General features: G+C 56.7%; 17 protein-coding genes. 1 reads left to right on the plus strand and 16 read right to left on the minus strand.

The window, feature by feature from the left end:
• The 16 genes from ACR0M9_RS09490 to ACR0M9_RS09565 all read right to left on the minus strand — a co-directional run bounded on the left by ACR0M9_RS09490 (window position 1) and on the right by ACR0M9_RS09565 (window position 16,975).
• Window positions 1-705, minus strand: coding sequence for an ABC transporter ATP-binding protein (locus tag ACR0M9_RS09490; RefSeq protein ID WP_480773421.1), 705 nt, complete (start codon window positions 703-705; stop codon window positions 1-3).
• Window positions 702-1,478: an ABC transporter ATP-binding protein gene (locus ACR0M9_RS09495; protein WP_480546750.1), complete on the minus strand. Its 777-nt coding sequence runs from the start codon at window positions 1,476-1,478 to the stop codon at window positions 702-704. The genes ACR0M9_RS09490 and ACR0M9_RS09495 overlap by 4 nt, the downstream gene beginning before the upstream one ends.
• A 60-nt stretch (window positions 1,479-1,538) precedes the next feature.
• Window positions 1,539-2,714, minus strand: a complete 1,176-nt coding sequence (locus ACR0M9_RS09500; RefSeq protein ID WP_480546748.1) for an ABC transporter substrate-binding protein — start codon at window positions 2,712-2,714, stop codon at window positions 1,539-1,541.
• A 42-nt stretch (window positions 2,715-2,756) separates the two neighbouring features.
• Entirely contained in the window at window positions 2,757-4,193 is a 1,437-nt protein-coding gene (locus ACR0M9_RS09505) for an NAD(P)(+) transhydrogenase (Re/Si-specific) subunit beta (protein ID WP_480773422.1), read from the minus strand.
• 15 nt (window positions 4,194-4,208) lie between these two features.
• The gene (locus tag ACR0M9_RS09510; protein ID WP_480546744.1) at window positions 4,209-5,780 is read right to left on the minus strand and encodes a Re/Si-specific NAD(P)(+) transhydrogenase subunit alpha; all 1,572 of its coding nucleotides are present in this window, start codon (window positions 5,778-5,780) and stop codon (window positions 4,209-4,211) included.
• A complete protein-coding gene (locus ACR0M9_RS09515; RefSeq protein ID WP_480546742.1) occupies window positions 5,777-6,841 on the minus strand; it encodes a Glu/Leu/Phe/Val family dehydrogenase in 1,065 nt (354 codons plus the stop codon). The genes ACR0M9_RS09510 and ACR0M9_RS09515 overlap by 4 nt, the downstream gene beginning before the upstream one ends.
• A gap of 34 nt (window positions 6,842-6,875) precedes the next feature.
• Complete coding sequence (gene lpdA / locus ACR0M9_RS09520) at window positions 6,876-8,270, minus strand: dihydrolipoyl dehydrogenase (protein WP_480773516.1); 1,395 nt, start codon at window positions 8,268-8,270, stop codon at window positions 6,876-6,878.
• A gap of 4 nt (window positions 8,271-8,274) precedes the next feature.
• Complete coding sequence (locus tag ACR0M9_RS09525) at window positions 8,275-9,618, minus strand: dihydrolipoamide acetyltransferase family protein (protein ID WP_480546740.1); 1,344 nt, start codon at window positions 9,616-9,618, stop codon at window positions 8,275-8,277.
• Window positions 9,619-9,620: 2 nt separating this feature from the next.
• Window positions 9,621-10,637, minus strand: a complete 1,017-nt coding sequence (locus ACR0M9_RS09530) for an alpha-ketoacid dehydrogenase subunit beta (protein ID WP_480773423.1) — start codon at window positions 10,635-10,637, stop codon at window positions 9,621-9,623.
• A 2-nt stretch (window positions 10,638-10,639) separates the two neighbouring features.
• Window positions 10,640-11,878: a thiamine pyrophosphate-dependent dehydrogenase E1 component subunit alpha gene (locus ACR0M9_RS09535; protein WP_480546736.1), complete on the minus strand. Its 1,239-nt coding sequence runs from the start codon at window positions 11,876-11,878 to the stop codon at window positions 10,640-10,642.
• Window positions 11,875-12,642, minus strand: coding sequence for an SDR family NAD(P)-dependent oxidoreductase (locus tag ACR0M9_RS09540; RefSeq protein WP_480546734.1), 768 nt, complete (start codon window positions 12,640-12,642; stop codon window positions 11,875-11,877). Before ACR0M9_RS09540 ends, ACR0M9_RS09535 begins: the two co-directional genes overlap by 4 nt.
• Window positions 12,639-13,781: an acyl-CoA dehydrogenase family protein gene (locus tag ACR0M9_RS09545; RefSeq protein ID WP_480546732.1), complete on the minus strand. Its 1,143-nt coding sequence runs from the start codon at window positions 13,779-13,781 to the stop codon at window positions 12,639-12,641. Before ACR0M9_RS09545 ends, ACR0M9_RS09540 begins: the two co-directional genes overlap by 4 nt.
• Window positions 13,781-14,962, minus strand: coding sequence for a thiolase family protein (locus ACR0M9_RS09550; RefSeq protein ID WP_480546730.1), 1,182 nt, complete (start codon window positions 14,960-14,962; stop codon window positions 13,781-13,783). Before ACR0M9_RS09550 ends, ACR0M9_RS09545 begins: the two co-directional genes overlap by 1 nt.
• 106 nt (window positions 14,963-15,068) lie before the next feature.
• Complete coding sequence (locus ACR0M9_RS09555) at window positions 15,069-15,803, minus strand: SDR family oxidoreductase (RefSeq protein WP_480546728.1); 735 nt, start codon at window positions 15,801-15,803, stop codon at window positions 15,069-15,071.
• A gap of 27 nt (window positions 15,804-15,830) precedes the next feature.
• Window positions 15,831-16,118, minus strand: coding sequence for a DUF1330 domain-containing protein (locus tag ACR0M9_RS09560; protein WP_480546726.1), 288 nt, complete (start codon window positions 16,116-16,118; stop codon window positions 15,831-15,833).
• 14 nt (window positions 16,119-16,132) lie between these two features.
• Window positions 16,133-16,975, minus strand: a complete 843-nt coding sequence (locus ACR0M9_RS09565; protein ID WP_480546724.1) for a branched-chain amino acid aminotransferase — start codon at window positions 16,973-16,975, stop codon at window positions 16,133-16,135.
• A gap of 273 nt (window positions 16,976-17,248) precedes the next feature.
• On the opposite strand from ACR0M9_RS09565, the gene ACR0M9_RS09570 reads away from it, so the two are divergent.
• Window positions 17,249-18,637: an aminotransferase-like domain-containing protein gene (locus ACR0M9_RS09570; RefSeq protein ID WP_480546722.1), complete on the plus strand. Its 1,389-nt coding sequence runs from the start codon at window positions 17,249-17,251 to the stop codon at window positions 18,635-18,637.
• Window positions 18,638-18,659: the final 22 nt, after the last annotated feature.

An 18,659-nucleotide genomic window follows, 5' to 3' on the forward strand; every position in this document is an offset into this window, starting at 1 on the left:
TCATCCCCCCAGAAAGCTTTTGCGGATTTCCGGGTCAGCCAAAAGTGCCTTTCCAGTATCCGTGTATTTGTTACGTCCCTGGACGAGCACATAACCTTGGTCCGCGATCTCAAGAGCCTGACGGGCATTCTGCTCAACCATGAGGATCGAAATCCCGGTGCGCGCAACCTCAATAATCCGGTCGAAGAGTTCGTCCATCACGATGGGAGACACACCCGCCGTCGGCTCATCCAGCATTAGGAGCTTCGGTCGGGTCATTAGAGCACGCCCCACTGCTACCTGCTGTCTCTGTCCACCAGAAAGCTCGCCTGCATTTTGTCGGCGTTTTTCTTTCAGGATCGGAAAAAGCTCATACACCTCCTCCATGGTTTTCCCGGCACCCTCAGTGACCAGAAAAGCCCCCATCTCAAGGTTCTCCTCAACGCTCATATTGGGGAAAACGTTGTTGGTTTGGGGCACGAAGGCCATACCCTTCTCAACACGCGCCTGAGGGGTGAGCTTCGTAATGTCCTCTCCATCAAGGGACACCGAACCTGTGTGAATTGGGAGCATGCCGAATACGGCCTTCATGGCAGTCGATTTACCAGCACCGTTTGGACCCACAATGACGACAATGTCACCCTTGCCTGCTTCCAGATTACACCCGTGAAGAATATCGACGCCTCCATATCCTCCGGTCATGTTTTCCGCTACCAGATATGTCATGCAATCACCTTGTTCTTAAGGCCCGTGCCCAGATAAGCTTCGATGACCTGCTCGTTTGCGCGGACCTCGTCTGCCGTGCCTTCAGCGAGCACTTTCCCCTCAGCCATTACGATGACGGGGTCACACAGGCGCCCGATGAAATCCATGTCATGTTCGATCACGCAAAACGTGTAGCCGCGCTCTTGGTTGAGCCGAATGATTGCGTCGCCGATCTTTTTCAGCAGGCTCCTGTTAACGCCCGCACCAACTTCATCCAGAAAAACGATTTTGGCGTCGACCATCATCGTTCTGCCCAGTTCGACCAGTTTCTTCTGGCCACCGGACAAAGACCCAGCCGGCAGGTCAGCGGCATGCGAAATCTCCAGAAAATCGAGCACTTCGTCTGCCTGCTCTCTGAGTGCTCTTTCGTCTTCTCGAATCCGATTTCGACGAAACAGTGCATCGAACAGGCGTTCGCCAGATTGTTGACCGGGCACCATCATCAGGTTTTCGCGCACTGAAAGGGACGAGAATTCATGTGCGATCTGGAATGTCCGCAAAAGCCCCTTATGAAAAAGCACATGTGGCTCGAGCCCGGTAATGTCTTCACCATCAAGCAGGACTTGACCACCGCTTGGGCTGTGTTCACCCGCTATAACATTGAATAGCGTTGTTTTTCCTGCACCGTTCGGTCCAATCAGACCCGTGATTGATCCCTTTTCGATCAACAGGGATGCACCATCCACAGCGACCAGTCCACCGAACCGTTTCTGCAGGTTCTTTACTGTTATCATTGATTTCCTCCCTGATGAGTGGCCCCAATTTGCTTGGGGCCACACTTGGGTTGGACGTGTTCAGCGGTAGCCGACCGTCTTCAAAGCTTCGCCATCGATTTCAACCTCACGATAGCTGCCTGCACTTTCGCCCGGACCGATCAGTTCGACGTTGGACGCTCCGACATAGTCGATGTCACCGCCGCTAGCGATAATCTCGAGCGCCTTACCAAGGTCACCCGGGTAGATTTTTTCGCCGGGGGCGTTGGCAACATTGAAAACGCTATCCTTGTAGACCGAAGCCTCGGTTGAGCCTGCGGCCTGCATGGCCAACAGGATCAATGCGGCAGCGTCATAAGATTCAGCGGCGTACGGCGAAGATGCATCAAACCCATCAGCGAGGTCCTGAAGCTTTGCTGCGCCGGGACTGTCTGTCCCCGGAGCCTGTCCAAAGGATCCATTGAGGCCCGACCCAATGGTTTGAACAAGTGCATCCCCAACCATGCCATCCGGAAGAACAAATGTTTCAAAGGCTCCAGAGTCCAAAGCCCCCTGAATGATGGCTGCACCGCCCTGATCAAGATATCCAACCACCGCGAGGGCATCGCCACCGATCGCAGCCAGAGATGCGACTTCCGCCGAGTAGTCAGCTTTGCCATCCTCGTGGGACACAACGGTGGTTACTTTGCCGCCACGCGCCTCAAACGCCTCACGGAACGCATCTGCCAGACCTTTCCCGTAGTCATTGTTCGTATAGGTGACTGCGATCTCCTTGAAGCCTCGCTCAAGCACGATCTCGGCCATGACCTCGCCCTGACGCGCGTCAGAAGGAGCTGTCCGGAAGAAAAAGCCGCCATCTTCAACCGTGGACAATGCCGGGGATGTCGCCGAGGGCGAAATCATGACAACGCCATTCGGGACACCGACATTTGCCAGCGCAGCTGTTGTGACACCTGAGCAATCACCACCAACAATACCGGCAACCTGATCTGACGTTACCAGCCGCTCTGCCGCAGCTGTGGCAGCAGCCGCATCAGTGCAGGTCGTGTCGGCACGAACTGGAACAACCTTGCTTCCGTTCAGAAACTTACCCGATGCATCGGCCTCGGCAATTGCAAGTTCAGCAGCTGGGGCCATATTGGTCACCAGCGATTCAATCGGACCGGTAAAGCCCATGAAGACCCCGATTTTGACCTCTTCGGCATAGGCAGCCGTGCTTATAAGAACAGCGGCAGCCGTCGAAAGGTGTTTACGCATAAGTTTTCTCCTCCTGTTGAGCCACATCTGTGGCAAAAACTGCTAACCAATCAGGTTCAGCAGACTGTCCAGCGACTGCTTAGCGTCGCCGTAGAACATCCGAGTGTTTTCTTTGAAAAACAGGGGGTTCTCGATACCGGAATACCCCGTGCCCTGGCCGCGTTTGGAGACAAACACCTGTTTCGCCTTCCAGCACTCCAAGACCGGCATGCCGGCGATGGGCGAGTTGGGGTCCTCCTGGGCCGCCGGGTTGACGATGTCGTTGGAGCCGATGACGATCGCAACGTCGGTTTCCGGGAAGTCCTCGTTGATCTCGTCCATTTCCAGCACGATGTCATAAGGCACCTTGGCTTCCGCCAGAAGCACGTTCATGTGGCCCGGCAGGCGGCCTGCGACCGGGTGGATGGCAAAACGCACGTCTTTGCCTTTTGCCCGCAGGCGGCGGGTGAGTTCCGCCACGTTCTGCTGCGCCTGTGCCACCGCCATGCCGTAGCCGGGGATGATGATCACTGAATCAGCCTCATCCAGCGCTGCGGCCACGCCGTCGGCGTCGATGGCGATCTGCTCGCCCTCGACCTCCATCGCCGGACCGGTGGTGCCGCCGAAGCCGCCCAGGATCACGCTGACAAAGCTGCGGTTCATCGCCTTGCACATGATGTAGCTGAGGATCGCACCGGAGGAACCCACAAGGGCGCCGACCACGATCAGCAGGTCATGGCCAAGCGAGAAGCCGATCGCCGCCGCGGCCCAGCCCGAGTAGCTGTTCAGCATCGAGACCACCACCGGCATGTCGGCGCCGCCGATACCCATGATCAGGTGGTAGCCGATGAACAGTGACGCCAGGGTCATAATAGCAAGAGCCAGAAACTCCGCGCTATCGACGTATCCAAACAGACAGAAAAAGGACACCAGCACGGCCGCAAAGTTCAGCATATGACCACCCGGAAGTTTAGTGGCAGCCGAGCTAACCTTGCCCGCCAGTTTACCAAATGCGATCATCGAACCGGTGAAGGTGATGGCGCCGATGAAGATGCCCAGGAACAACTCGACCCGCAGAAAAGAGATTTCCGCCGGGGTTTTCTTGGCAATCAGCTTGGCGAAAGTGCCGAGCTCTTCGGTACTGCCCGCTGCAACAGCCGCCGCCACATTGCCGATCTCGAAATGGGCGATGAAGCCTACAAAGACCGCCGCGAGGCCAACCAGCGAGTGCATCGCGGCAACCAGCTGCGGCATCTCGGTCATCTGCACCTTCTTGGCGACATAGGTGCCGATGAGGCCGCCACCCGCGATCAGCAGGATCGACAGCAGCCACAACCCGGAGCCGGGGCCGATCAGGGTGGCAAAAACCGCCAGCCCCATGCCGGCGATGCCGTACCAGACCGCGCGTTTGGCGCTTTCCTGGTTGGAGAGCCCGCCCAGCGACAGGATGAAAAGAACAACCGCAACGACATAGGCGGCGGTGGTGAAACCGTAATCCATAGGTCCGGCCCTTCTTTAAGATTTCTGGAACATGGCGAGCATGCGCCGGGTGACGAGGAAGCCGCCGAAGATGTTGATCCCGGCCATGAAGACCGACAGACCGGCCAGCAGGATCACCAGGAACGACCCCGACCCGATCTGCATCAGCGCGCCCAGGATGACGATCGACGAAATGGCGTTGGTCACGGCCATCAGTGGCGTGTGCAGCGAATGCGAGACGTTCCAGATCACCTGGAAGCCGACGAACACCGCCAGCACGAAGACGATGAAATGCTGCATGAAGCTGACCGGTGCAAAGAGGCCCACTAGCAGCAAGAGCGCGCCGCCGCCCGCCAGCAAGGTGACCTGGCTTTTGGTCTGCGCCTTAAAGGCCTCAACCTCCTTGGCGCGCTTTTCTTCCGGTGTCAGTTCCGGCGCGACCTCCTTGGGCTTGGCCGCAATGGCCTGCACCTTGGGCGGCGGCGGCGGGAAGGTGATCTCGCCCTCAAAGGTGACGGTGGCACCGCGGATCACGTCGTCTTCCATGTTGTGGTTGACCAAACCGTCTTTCTCCGGCGTCAGGTCAGCCATCATATGGCGGATGTTGGTGGCATAAAGGCTCGACGACTGCGCCGCCATCCGGGACGGGAAATCGGTATAGCCGATGATGGTGACGCCGTTTTCCGTCACGATCTTCTCATCCGCCACGGTCAGCTTGCAGTTGCCGCCCTTTTCCGCGGCCAAATCCACAATGACCGAGCCGGGCTTCATCGCCGCGACCATGTCTTCGGTCCACAGCTCCGGCGCCTCGCGGTTGGGGATCAGCGCGGTGGTGATGACGATGTCCACTTCCGGCGCCAGCTCGCGGAATTTGGCCAGCTGCGCTTCGCGGAACTCAGGGGAAGAGACCGAGGCATAGCCGCCGGTGGCAGCGCCGTCCTGCTGCTCTTCCTCGAAGTCCAGATAGACGAACTCGGCCCCCATGGATTCGACCTGTTCCGCCACCTCGGGGCGCACGTCAAAGGCGTAGGTCACGGCACCCAGCGAGGTCGAGGTGCCGATGGCGGCCAGACCGGCAACGCCGGCGCCGACCACCAGAACCTTGGCGGGCGGCACCTTGCCCGCCGCCGTGATCTGGCCGGTGAAGAAGCGGCCGAAGTTGTTGCCCGCCTCGATCACGGCGCGGTAGCCCGCGATATTAGCCATGGAGGAGAGCGCGTCCATCTTCTGCGCCCGCGAAATACGCGGCACCATTTCCATGGCGATCACATTGGCACCCTTGGATTTGGCCAGCTCCATCCCCTCTTCGTTCCCCGCCGGGTTGAAGAAGGAGATCAGTGTCTGACCTTGGCGCAGTTGATTAAGCTCCGGACCGACAGGCGGCCTCACCTTTGCTATGACGTCACATTCTTTCCAAATTTTCTCTGCTCGGTCGACGATCTCGACATTCGCGTTTTGATAGTCCTGATCGGAAAAGCCAGCCTTGATACCTGCACCCTTCTCCAAGAAGCAAACGTATCCAAGCTTCGCCAATTGAAGAGCGGATTCAGGCGTAAGAGCTACTCTGTTCTCACCCGGCAAGGTTTCTTTCGGAACACCAATTATCATCTGGCCACCCCTTCAGCTTGCTCTTTAGAGGTATCGATCCGGCTCTGAGCAACCCGATCGGCGGCTTGGCTGGTCGGAATTCCCTCAGCATCAGAAAGATCAAAAATCTCATTTAGGGTCGCTTCGATCCCGGCGACTTTGTCGTCAACCCACTGAGCATCGAAGCCTGTTCTCTCGGATGCTACCCGGATCAAACCGCCGGCATTGACGACATAGTCCGGAGCATAGAGCACGCCGTTTTCAAACAGCTGACGGCCATGGGCAGCGGTCTGCAAAGGGTTGTTGGCAGCCCCGGCGACCACTTTGACTTTAAGGTCTTTGAGTGTCGCATCATTGATGACAGCACCAAGCGCACAGGGCGCAAAGATGTCGGCGGAAGACGCATGGATTCTATCCGGGTGTTCGACCTCGGCGCCGAACTTCCGGGCATATTCACCCAGGCGTTTCTCATCAATATCCGCGAGGATCAGTTTCGCGCCTGCATCATGCAAATACTGCGCGAGATGGCCTCCGACGTTACCCAGCCCCTGGACCGCAACGCGCACCCCATTGAGATCATCGGCACTCAGTGCCTTTTTTGCCGAACAGCGGATCCCAAGAAACACGCCCCAAGCAGTCGTTGGAGATGGGTCTCCGCTGCCTCCCTGGTCATGTGGAACACCAACAACGCAATCGGTTTCCTTGCGCATAACCGCGATGTCATTCAGGCCGATGCCCACGTCTTCGGCCGTGAAATACTTGCCTTTGAGATCCCCAACCGCGCGTGCAAATGCGCGCAGCAACTCAGGCGATTTTTTGCTTTTGGGGTTGCCAATGATGACAGACTTGCCGCCACCAAGCTCCAAATCGGCAAGGGCGGCCTTGTAGCTCATCCCTCGGGACAAGCGTAGAACATCCGTCAGCGCAGCACGATCGTCATTGTACTCCCACATCCGGCAGCCTCCCAAGGCGGGGCCTCGGTTGGTATTGTGGATCGCGATGATACCGCGCAATCCAGTGGCGGCATCGCTTACAAAGATCACACGTTCATGGTTGTCGAATTCTTCATGCTGGAAGATCATTCCCGCATCTCCTTCATGTTGTTCTGGCTGCGGGTTACATGTGCAGGGCTGCACCAAGCCCCTTCAGCGCCGCTTCCTGAAATGCTTCTGATTGTGTTGGATGGGCGTGGATGGTCCCCGCGATATCCTCGAGCCGGGCACACATTTCTATTGCTACCGAAAAGGCCGCGGAAAACTCCGATATCCCGGCCCCAACCGCTTGGATGCCAAGCACCACGTGGCTTTTCTTGTCAAAAACGATCCTGACAAAGCCGTCGCTTGCATCAGAGGTCAGGGCCTTCCCATTCGCCTTGAAAGGAAAGCTGGCCACATCACTATCGTGACCCGCACTGCGCGCCTCCTCCGGCAACATGCCGCATGTCACAATTTCAGGGTCGGTGAAGCAAACAGCGGGAATGCAACGTTTGTCCCACTGGCGTTTTTCACTGGCCACGATGTCTGCGACCATCTCTCCCTGAGCCATGGCCCGATGCGCAAGCATCGGCTCACCGGTTACATCACCAATTGCGAACACATCACGCATCGATGTTCGGCAGGATGGGTCAATGGAGATTGCTGCACCGGCCATCGAAAGCCCCAGCCCTTCCAGGCCATAGCCAGTTGTATTTGGGCGCCGTCCGACTGTGACAAGGATCTTGTCTGCGCTCAGGAACTGCTCATTGTTCTCGTCGTCAGACTCACGCAAGAGCAGACCCTGATCCGAGAGCCCTTCAACCCGGGTGCCGGTCATCACATTGATCCCCAGGTCCGCGAGACGTTTTCCAACCGGCGCGGTCAGATCTTTGTCATAAAGCGGCAGAATACGGTCCTGCATCTCAATGACCGTGACCTGGGCCCCCATCTTCGCGTAAGCCGTGCCAATCTCAAGCCCGATGTACCCTCCACCAACAATGGCCATGAGGTTGGGCACCGACGCAAGGGACAGAGCCTCGGTAGACGAGATTACCTGTCCACCAAAGGAGAGATGAGGCAGTTCGACCGGTGCGGCCCCTGTTGCAATCACGAGATTCTGGGCACTCACGCGAACCGGGCCGTCCTCGGTGCTTACTTCGACCGTCTTGCCATCCAGAATGCGGGCTGTGCCAATGATCTGGCGCACTTTCGCTTTCTTCAGCAGGCCGGAAACACCACCGCTCAGCCCTTTTACGATCCCATCTTTCCAAGCGATGGTTTTCCTAAGATCAATTGAAGGGTTCTCGCAGCTCAAGCCAAGATGGCCCCCATTTGCAGCACGCGTGAGGTTATGAAACTCGTCAGCCGCATGGATCAGGGCTTTGGACGGGATGCAGCCGACATTCAGGCAGGTGCCGCCGGGGGCCTCTTTTTCGATGATTACCGTATCGACCCCAAGCTGGCCGGCACGAATGGCACACACGTATCCGCCTGGCCCTGCGCCCAGGACCAGCAATTTACACGAAATTTCGTCCATCATTTCAGCCTTTCGTGAATATCAATGCGGGTGTTTCCATCAGCTCTTTGAGCTTTTGAACGAAAACAGCCGCATCCCAGCCATCGACAATCCGGTGGTCGAAGCTGCAGGAGAGGTTCATCATTTTACGGGGGACAAACCCGTTTCCATCCCAAACCGGACGCACTGCCATCTTGTTCACCCCCACAATTGAAACTTCGGGATGATTGATGATTGGCGTCGTGGCGATCGCCCCAAGCGACCCAAGCGATGTCACGGTAATTGTGGACCCTGTCAGCTCTTCCCGTGTGATCGTGCCGTCCCGGGCCGCGTTAGCCAGCCGGATCACTTCGGCAGACATGTCAAACAGCCCCATTGCCTCGGCATGCCGCAAAACCGGAACCATCAACCCGGTAGGCGTCTGAGTTGCCATGCCAATATGAACACCACCAAACTGGCTCAGGATGCCATTCTGATCATCATAGCGCGCATTGATCACCGGCTGATCCGCCACGACACGAGCCATTGCGCTAAACAGGAACGGCAAGAGCGTCAGCTTAACCTGATCCCCCCTTTTCGAAGCGTTCATCTTGGCCCGCAGATCCTCCAGCGCCGTCATGTCGACTTCCTCGACGATGGTCACGTGCGGGATAGATGTTTTCGAGCGTACCATCTGTTCGGCAATCTTACGCCGAAGGCCAATAACGCGGACCTCTTTGACACTGGTGTTTGGAACAGGACCTGCAATGCCTGCACCCGCCCCGCCTGTTTCAAGCCAGCTGTCAAGATCGTCATGCGTGATCCGTCCAGCGGGACCGCTGCCCGCAACACACCGCAGGTCAATGCCATTATGTCGCGCACGCGCGCGGACCGAAGGCGATGCGAGCGGGGGCACCCCTTCCGCCCTGACCTGGGCCTTTCGTGTTTCGAGAACCGGCGCCACGGGGCTGAGAGCGCTAGTATCCCGCGGCGCCGGTGCGACAGACTGTTTTGGTTCCCGGGTGGACGGTGGGTCCGCAACAGCCGTGTCAACTTGTGAACCTGCCTTATCCTCTTTCAGGCCTGCATAAGAGGTTTGAGGCCGCTGTTCATCTTCTGATGGTTCCGGGCCTTCGACATTGCCTTCACCGTCGATTTCTAGGCGCATAAATTCGGCACCAACGGCGAGGATCGATCCGACCTCGGCAGCAATCCATGTGACTTTGCCTTCGGATGTGGAAGGAATCTCTACTGTAGCCTTGTCAGTCATTACTGCGGCAAGAACATCATCCTCGCGCACAAAGTCACCAACAGATACATTGACTTCAGCAAGTTCAGCTTCGGCGACACCTTCGCCGACATCTGGCAAACGAACAGCAAGAAAACCCATGCTCAAGCCTCCTCAAGTGTTTCGCGCAAGGCCCGGGCAACAAGATCCGGCCCGGGGAAGTAATCCCATTCCTGCGCGTGGGGGTAAGGCACGTCCCAACCGCAAACGCGGGTGATGGGTGCCTCAAGATGATAGAAACATTCTTCCTGAAGGCGGGCCGACAACTCGGCGCCAAAACCCGAGGTCAACGTGGCTTCATGCACGATCACGCAGCGGCCCGTCTTGCGCACCGACGTTTCGATGGCTTCCAGGTCCAGCGGAAGAAGCGTGCGCAGATCGATGATCTCGGCATCTATCCCGGTTTCGCGTACTGCCTCGGTGGTGACATGTACCATGGTACCGTATGTCAGAACGGTCAGGTCCTTGCCTTCACGCACAGTGGCAGCTTTGCCAAGCGGTACCGTATAGTGCCCCTCAGGAACCTCACCGGCAGGATGGCTGGCCCAGGTTTCCACCTTACGGTCGTGATGACCATTGAAAGGTCCGTTGTAAATGCGCTTGGGCTCGAAGAAGATCACCGGATCCGGGTCCTCGATCGACGCCAGTAGCAACCCTTTTGCATCATAAGGCGTGGACGGCATGACAACTTTCAACCCAGCGACATGCGTAAACAGCGCCTCAGGGCTTTGGCTGTGTGTCTGACCACCATAGATCCCACCACCACAAGGCATTCGAACCACTAGCGGACAGGTAAATTGGCCGTTTGACCGGTGCCGCAGGCGCGCGGCTTCCTGGGTGATCTGGTCGTAGGCCGGATAAACGTAATCGGCGAATTGGATTTCCACGCAGGGTTTCATGCCCTGAGCGGCCATGCCGACAGCCATACCGACGATGCCGCTTTCATTGATGGGTGTGTCAAAACAGCGGGTCTGTCCGTATTTTTCCTGCAAGCCATGGGTGCAGCGGAAGACCCCACCGAAATAACCCACATCCTCTCCAAAGACGACGACCTTCGGGTCCGCCGCCATCGCAACATCCATGGCACCGCGCAGTGCCTCGATCATCGACATATGTGCCATGTTCAGCGTCCCATCTCTTGCCGCTGGCGGCGCAGGTGTTCAGGAATATCCGCATAGAGATCACGGAAAATATCCGCCGGGCTCATTTCCACCGGGTTCAGAAGCGTGCCATGCGCTTCGACCTCTTTCTGACAGGCCGCCACCTCGGCTTGAATTTCGACCTCTTGCTGGGTGTGGCGCTCTTCGCTCCAAAGATCGTTGACGATCAAATGCGCTTTAAGACGTTCCACCGGATCCCCTAAGGGCCAGGCTTCTGCTTCATTTTTAGGGCGATAAGCTGATGGATCATCCGAGGTTGAGTGCGCTGCCGCGCGGTAAGTCACCCATTCGATCAGGCAGGGGCCATGGTTTCCCCTTGCTCTTTCAATCGCCCATTTCGACACTGCCAGAACAGCCAGATAGTCGTTTCCATCAACCCGGATTGCCGGAATACCGTAACCGATGGCGCGCGCCGCGAAGCTGGTTTCACCGCCAGTGGCAATGCTGTTATGCGCCGAAATCGCCCACTGGTTATTGACCACGTTCAAGATCACCGGCGGGCGATAAACAGCCGCCATGAGCAAGCCGGAATGGAAATCCGATGAGGCCGTGGCCCCATCCCCAATCCAGGCGGCAGCAATCTTGTCATCCCCCGACAGGGCCGAGCCCATGGCCCAGCCAACGGATTGAACAAACTGCGTGCCGAGGTTGCCGGAGATGGAGAAGAACCCGAATTCCTTAGACGAATGCATGATCGGCAATTGCCGCCCATCCATCGGGTCGAGTTCGTTGGAATAAAGCTGACCAAACAGGTCGCGAAGCGGATAATCCGCTGCCACCAATAGCGTTTGCTGCCGATAGGTGGGGAAGTTCATATCCCCTTTCGACAGCATCCGCTGGAAGCCGCAACCGATGGCCTCTTCACCGGTGCACTGCAAGTAGAACGACGTTTTGCCCTGGCGTTGCGCGGTTTGCATACGCTTGTCGATCGCACGCATGGTCAGCATGTCCCTCAGCCCCAGACGCAGCGCGCTCTCATCGCCTGTTTCGGCAAGATAGTCTGCCCAAGCCCCTTGCGCCTGCCCATTGTCATCAAGGACACGCACCAGACCATCGGTTTGTCCGGCCAGATCAGCAGCCGTGGCATCGAGCGGAGGCACGGGAGGGATCGGCGCCTCCTTCAATCCCAGATAGCCAAAGTCCGGCGTTTCCCTGGGGCGAGCGGGCGGTGTAGGGATGCGGATAGTCAAAGGGGTGGTCATTTCGGCGGCATCCTGATTGCTCCGTCGAGACGGATCGTTTCACCGTTCAGAAGTGGCGTAGCGACGACGTGGCCAACAAACTCAGCAAATTCAGGCGGATCACCCAGACGCGGCGGAAACGGCACCGAGGCGCCCAGAGCCGCTTTCACATCATCTGGCATTGCCATCAGCATCGGCGTGCCGAAGATGCCCGGAGCGACGGTTACAACCCTGATCCCAAACCGGGACAGATCCCGTGCCATCGGCAGGGTCATGCCTGCAACACCGGCCTTGGACGCTGCATAGGCAACCTGGCCGATCTGACCGTCAAAGGCAGCAACAGAGGCAGTATTGATGATGACACCACGCTCTTCATCTGATCCAACCGGATCAATACCGGCCATCCCCGCGGCAGATTGGCTGGCAACATTGAAGCTGCCTATGAGATTGATGCCGATGGTCTTGGCAAAAAGCCCGGGATCATGGGCTCCCTTTCGCCCAACTGTTGAGGCAGCGGGAGCGATACCGGCGCAATTGACGCAGATCCGTTCCTGGCCGTGTGCCTCACGCGCAAGGATCAACCCTTTCTCAACGGTCTCCGGATCAGTCACATCCACCTTGCAGAAGATGCCGCCCAAGGCCTCTGCCTCCGGCTTGCCCGTCTCTTCACTCAGATCGAACAAGGCAACCTTGACACCCGAGGCGGACAGATGCTTTGCAACCGCCAACCCCAGGCCCGAAGCTGCACCGGTTACAACCGCAGACATTCCTGGTTCAATTTTCATGCGGCACCTCCCTTCTCCAGTTCACGCGAGATGATCAGCCTTTGAATGTCGGACGTGCCTTCGTAGATCTGACAGACCCGCACATCGCGATAGATTTTCTCCACCGGATATTCTGTCAGGTAGCCATAGCCGCCATGGATCTGGATCGCGTCAGAGGCGACGCTCTCGGCCATTTGCGATGCAAAGAGCTTGGCCATCGCGGCCTCGCGCAGACAGGGCTCGCTGGCATCTTTCATCCGCGCCGCATTCAGAACCATCTGACGCGCGGCTTCGATTTGCGTGTCCATGTCCGCCAATCTGAAGCGCACAGCCTGGTGGTTCAGGATCGGTTGACCAAATGTCTCGCGCTCGCGCGAATAGCTCAGTGCATGGTCAAGCGCCGCCTGGGCCATGCCGACGGATTGAGCGGCAATTCCAATGCGTCCCGTTTCCAGAGACGACAAGGCGATGGAGTACCCCTGCCCTTCTTCACCGATGCGATTGGCGTCTGAAAGCTCCATGTCCTCAAAAGTTAGGGCACACGTATCAGACGCCAACTGGCCCAGCTTGTGTTCGGCCGGCTGTACCGTGAACCCGGGAGTATCATGATCGGCGACAAAGGCGGTGATGCCCTTTTTCCCTGCTTCGGGATCGGTGCATGCAAAAAGTATGGTTGTGGACCCGATAGCAGCGGAGGTGATGAACTGCTTGCTGCCGTTGATCACATAGCCGGTGTTGGTCCGTTGTGCCGTTGTCTTTTGCATTCCAGCATCTGATCCGGCCCCCGGTTCGGTCAGACCAAAGCAGCCGATGTATTTGCCTTCGGCCCCCGATTTCAGCCAGCGCGCCTTCTGCTCGGCATTTGCGAACCGGTCAAGAATGGCAAGATAGGGCGCATTATGCACCGAAACCATTGTGGAAACAGCGCCGTCACCGCGTGCCAGTTCCATCAAAGCAAGCGCGTAAGAGACATAGTCCGCACCGGCCCCGCCTTCGTCCGGGTCGATGGTCATGCCCAGAAAACCCAGTTCGGCAAGTTCCTGAAGGATGTCAGGTTCGATCCGTTTTGCGGCCTCTCTTGCCTTTGCTCCAGGGGCCAACCTGTTCCGGGCAAAGTTTCTGGCCATGTCCTGAATGAGCTTCTGTTCTTCGGTCAACATCACAGATCCCTTTCAATCGCGATGGCCGTACCTTCACCACCACCGATGCAAATCGCTGCCACGCCGCGTTTTAGCCCCCGCAGTTCCAGGGCATTGAGAAGGGTTACGATTATCCGCGCACCTGACGCACCAATGGGGTGGCCGAGGGCACATGCCCCACCATGTACGTTGATCCGTTCATGCTGGATATTGAGTTCCCGCATGAACGCCATGGGCACTACGGCAAATGCTTCGTTCACTTCCCAAAGATCAACCGATGCGGCATCCCAGCCGATACGCTCGAGAAGTGTTTGTGCGGCGGGAACGGGAGCAAACGGGAAATCTTTCGGTGCTAAAGCCTTGTTCGCAACTCCGACGATACGTGCACGAACGGGCAAACCTTTTGCTGCTGCTACCTCATGGTTGCTCAGGACCAGCGCCGCAGCGCCATCCGAGATAGACGAGGCATTCGCAGCTGTAACCGTGCCATCGGGCCTGAAGACCGGTTTTAGATGGGGGATCTTTTCAGGACGCGCTCTTCGCGGTTGCTCATCGTGACGAATGCTCGTTGCACCGTCTCTTGTTTTTAGATGGATTGGTTCAATTTCACCAACAAAGTATCCCTCTTCGCGCGCCGTATTTGCACGTTCCAGTGACTGCAGTGCAAACTCGTCCTGCGCGTCCCTGCTAATCTGGAGATTTCTGGCAAAGTCATCTGCAATGGCCCCCATGAGCGTGCCACGATCATAGGCATCCTCAAGGCCATCGAGAAACATGTGATCCGTAGCACCTGCGTGACCAAGTCGCGCGCCACTCCGCATCTTTGGAAGCAGATAGGGCGCGTTGGACATGCTCTCCATTCCACCCGCAACAACATGATCGGCCTGCCCTGAAGCAATCTGAGAGAAACCGAGCATTGCGGCCTTCATCCCCGATCCACACATCTTGTTGAGCGTCGTGGCCGGCACTTCCTGCGGCAATTCAGCATGAAACCCTGCCTGCCGAGCCGGGGCCTGACCTTGCCCAGCCGGCAAAACACAGCCCATCAGAACTTCATTGACCTCGGGAGGATTGAGCTTCGATTGATCCACAGCTGCTCGGATCGCAGCGCCACCAAGCTCAGAAGCTGTAAGTGTTTTCAGCTCACCTTGGAAAGCTCCCATCGGGGTCCGGGCCGAGCCAGTGATCACCACATCCGACATGTCTTACTCCAGTTCTCTAACCATCAGGCAACAGTTTTTCTGTCCGGAGGCGCCTTGGCGCCTCCGGGTCTTTGGTCATCCGTTTAGGGAGGTTAGACGGAGACCGTCAGATACCTTTCAGGTACCCACCATCGGTCGCGATGGCTTGTCCCGTCAGGTAGGAAGCCTGCTCAGAGGCCAGGTAGCAGGCGAGGCTTGCAAACTCTTCCGGACGGCCGAAGCGGCGTGCCGGGATCTTGTCGCGGAAATCCTCGATCTGCATGTTCAGTTCGATCACGCGGTCAGTTTCAATCAGACCGGGCATGATGGCATTCACGGTCACGCCATCTTCAGCGACATCACGCGACATGTCGTTGATCAGCCCGTGGAGGCCTGCGCGCAGGACCGACGAATAGCTAAGGCCGGCTTCGGGCTCTTGCGCAGAGATCGAGGTAACAACCATGATCCGACCCCACTTCTGCTTCCGCATTGCGGGCAGCACGTCATAGATCGTGTCGATGGTGAAGTGGAACAGCGTCTCGGTCTGCTCGCGCCATCCATCCGGATCCGCTTCCAGGAAGGTTGCTTTGGGCGGGCCGCCCGTGTTGACAACAACAATATCAGGATCACCGATTGCCTCGCGCGCTTCTTGCAAAGCGGCAATCAGGTTTTCGCGCTTGGAAAGGTCCGCGGCGATCGCGACGCCATCAATCTCGGCGGCAAGCTTGTCCAGCTTGTCTTTCGAACGCGCCATAACAGCAACCTTTACGCCTTCGGCCGCCAGCGCCTGGGCGATCGCTTTGCCAAGACCCTGGGATGCCCCCATGACAACGGCTTTTTTGCCTTTGATTTTGTAGTCCATCTGATTTCCTTTCGATCAGGGTTCCGTTCAGGCACCTTCAACAATTGTGAAAGTGGCTTCAGAAATTGGCGCGCGAATGGCTTTCGCTTCCTGGTATTGCTCAGAGGCGTACCATTTGCGCGCAGTGTCCATGTCCGGGAATTCGACGAGCACGACGCGCGTGACGTTGTCCTCACCTTCAAGGATTTCGGTTTCACCACCACGGGCAATGAACTTTCCACCGAATGCCTCAATGGCCGGTTTACTCTTTAGAGCGTAGGCCTTGTAGCCTTCCGGGTCATCGACCCGAACCCGGGCGATAAGATAAGCTGCCACTGTTTTCTCCTTATTTACAGGGGTTGGGTCCTGGCGAAGTCCCAGTAGAGCGCACGGGCGCGTTGGGAGACCCCGCCGTTTTGATAAGTGCGTTGATCAATTCGGATAACCGGAGCGACTTTGACGTGATTGCCGGTGCAGAAGACCTCATCAGCCTGGTAGACGTCAGCAGCAGTCAGCTTGGTTTCCACCACTTCAAGACCGTCATCCTTGAGCAATCCAATGACGCGCTGACGCGTCAGCCCATTCAGGATACTTCCGTTCGGCTCAGGCGTCAGTACGCAACCTTTGTTCACAATGAAGATGTTGGCAGAGGCGAATTCACCAATTGTGTTATCGGGGTTCAGGATAAGCGCGGTGTCCGCACCTTGCCCTTTTGCCCAAACGATAGCGCGTTGCATGTTCGGATAGTGACAGGATGCCTTGGCGTCGGTCGGCGCCATATCGGATGCGGGCCGCTTGAACGGAGAAATTGCAGCCGTCATGCCGTTTTCAAACGGCATCGGAAGCTCAAAGATGCAAATAGCGCATTCGGTCGAATCCGGATCCGGAACCAGAAAACCATCACGCGCATAGAACATCGGCCGGATATACAGCGGCGTTCCCTTCGGGAATTTTCGGGCCCCTTCCCGGCAGATCTCGGTCAGCTCTTCGGCTGAAATCTTCGGTTTCATCAGCATGCGTTCCGCAGACTGAATTGCCCGTGCGCAGTGAAGATCCAAGTCGGGAGCAAGATCGTCAACGACGCGCGCGCCGTCAAATACCGAGTTCCCCATCCAGAACGAGTTGTCTTTCAGGCTCAGCAGGCGCTGTTCGTCAGTCCGCCATTCACCATCATTCCAATAAAGCCAGTCCACTGCAATCTCCCGTATTTTGTCGCATCGGCGCGCAACTATGTAGCAACAAACACTGTCTATTGTTGCTTCTTCGTTGCGTCAACAGGAATATTGATGCGCAACAATACCAGGGCACAAAATAGAGGTCATCTCCTTGATATTATTTAATAAAGGCCAAAACACATTACATAGACGACTCCAAAGACTGGAGTTTCTTGCTAAGTTAACGGCGAAAAGTCTTTTGATATTGTTGCGCAACAAGTATAGACGATTCGTGTAAGAAATGAGGCTAAGATGCAGATCTGGACCCCCGACCTAGACCGCTCCAAGGGCGCTAGAACACAGGCCATTCTTGAGGCCCTCCGCCAGGATATTATCGACGGCATCCTCAAACCAAACGAGCAAATCCCTCCGCTTCGTAGCATCGCTTCCGAACTGGGCTTGAACGCAGCGACTGTGAAACGAGCATTCGACCAGGCCGAAAAGGAAGGCTTGATCGTTCGCCATGTTGGCAAAGGAACTTTCGTCAAAGCCGCTCCAAGGGGAGTATACCAACCGTTCCAACAAAACGGAAAAATGCTAGATCTCGCGACAAATGGGCCACCGGCTGTTCCAAACGAGGTTCTACGGCAGACACTTGCCAAGTCTCTTGCTCCTACCTCTTATCTCAGTGAACTCTTTCGGTATCACAAGGAGGCGGAATACAGCGAACACAGAGAAGCGCTTGCTCATTGGGTCGGTAAACACGGCCTTCATCTATCCGGTGATGACATCATCGTAACACCTGGCGCCCAAGCGGCAATCGTAACAGCACTGCTCGCCACTGCCGGCCGAAACGGAGTCATTGCGGTTGAAGAGCTAACCTACCCAGGCTTCATCAGCGCCTGCCGAAGCCTTGGCATAGAGATGATCACCATCAAGTCCGACAAGGACGGCCCAATGCCAGAAGACCTTGATCAGGCAGTTCGATCTCGCCCGGACATTAGATGCTTCTTCGTCATACCACGCGCGCACAACCCAACCACACGCGGCATAGGACGCGCAAGGATCAGAGAGCTTTCCAAGATCGCGGAAAAACACTCCATTTCTGTCATAGAAGACGACTCATATATCGGTCCGCGGATTTCGGAAGAAAACCCGACCTTTGCGAACACATACCCAGGAAGCACATACTATCTCAGCGGCTTCTCCAAAATATTGCAGCCTGGGCTTCGTATTGCATATCTAGTTCCACCCAAGGGATCGGTTTCTGCGTGCCAAGCCATAGCTCAATCCTTGAACTACAGTGTCTCGCCATTGCTTCTGGAGCTGACAAGACTGTGGATAACCGACGGCACCGCACTGGCGATTTACAACAAAAACAAGTGCTTCTTTCAGGCACGCCACAAGGTGGCCAAGCATATTCTGGCAGGCTTGGACTATTCAGCAAATGAGGACAATGCTCAAATTTGGCTGCAACTGCCAGAACCGTGGACATCCGTGTCCTTTGCTGAAACGGCCCGGTCAGAAGGCATCCGTATTTCAGCTGCAGAGAGTTTCTTAGCAGCTGGCACTTCAGCTGTGCTCCGGCACGTTCGGCTCTGCGTTGGTTCAGTAGAAAATGACGAAGAGTTTGTTATCGCGCTCAAGCACATTAGGTCTCTCGCGCAAAGTGAAGCGAGATTTGTTCAATATGATCCGTAAATTATTACTTTTAAAGGCGGTT

This window comes from Ruegeria sp. CH2 (genome assembly GCF_056537065.1).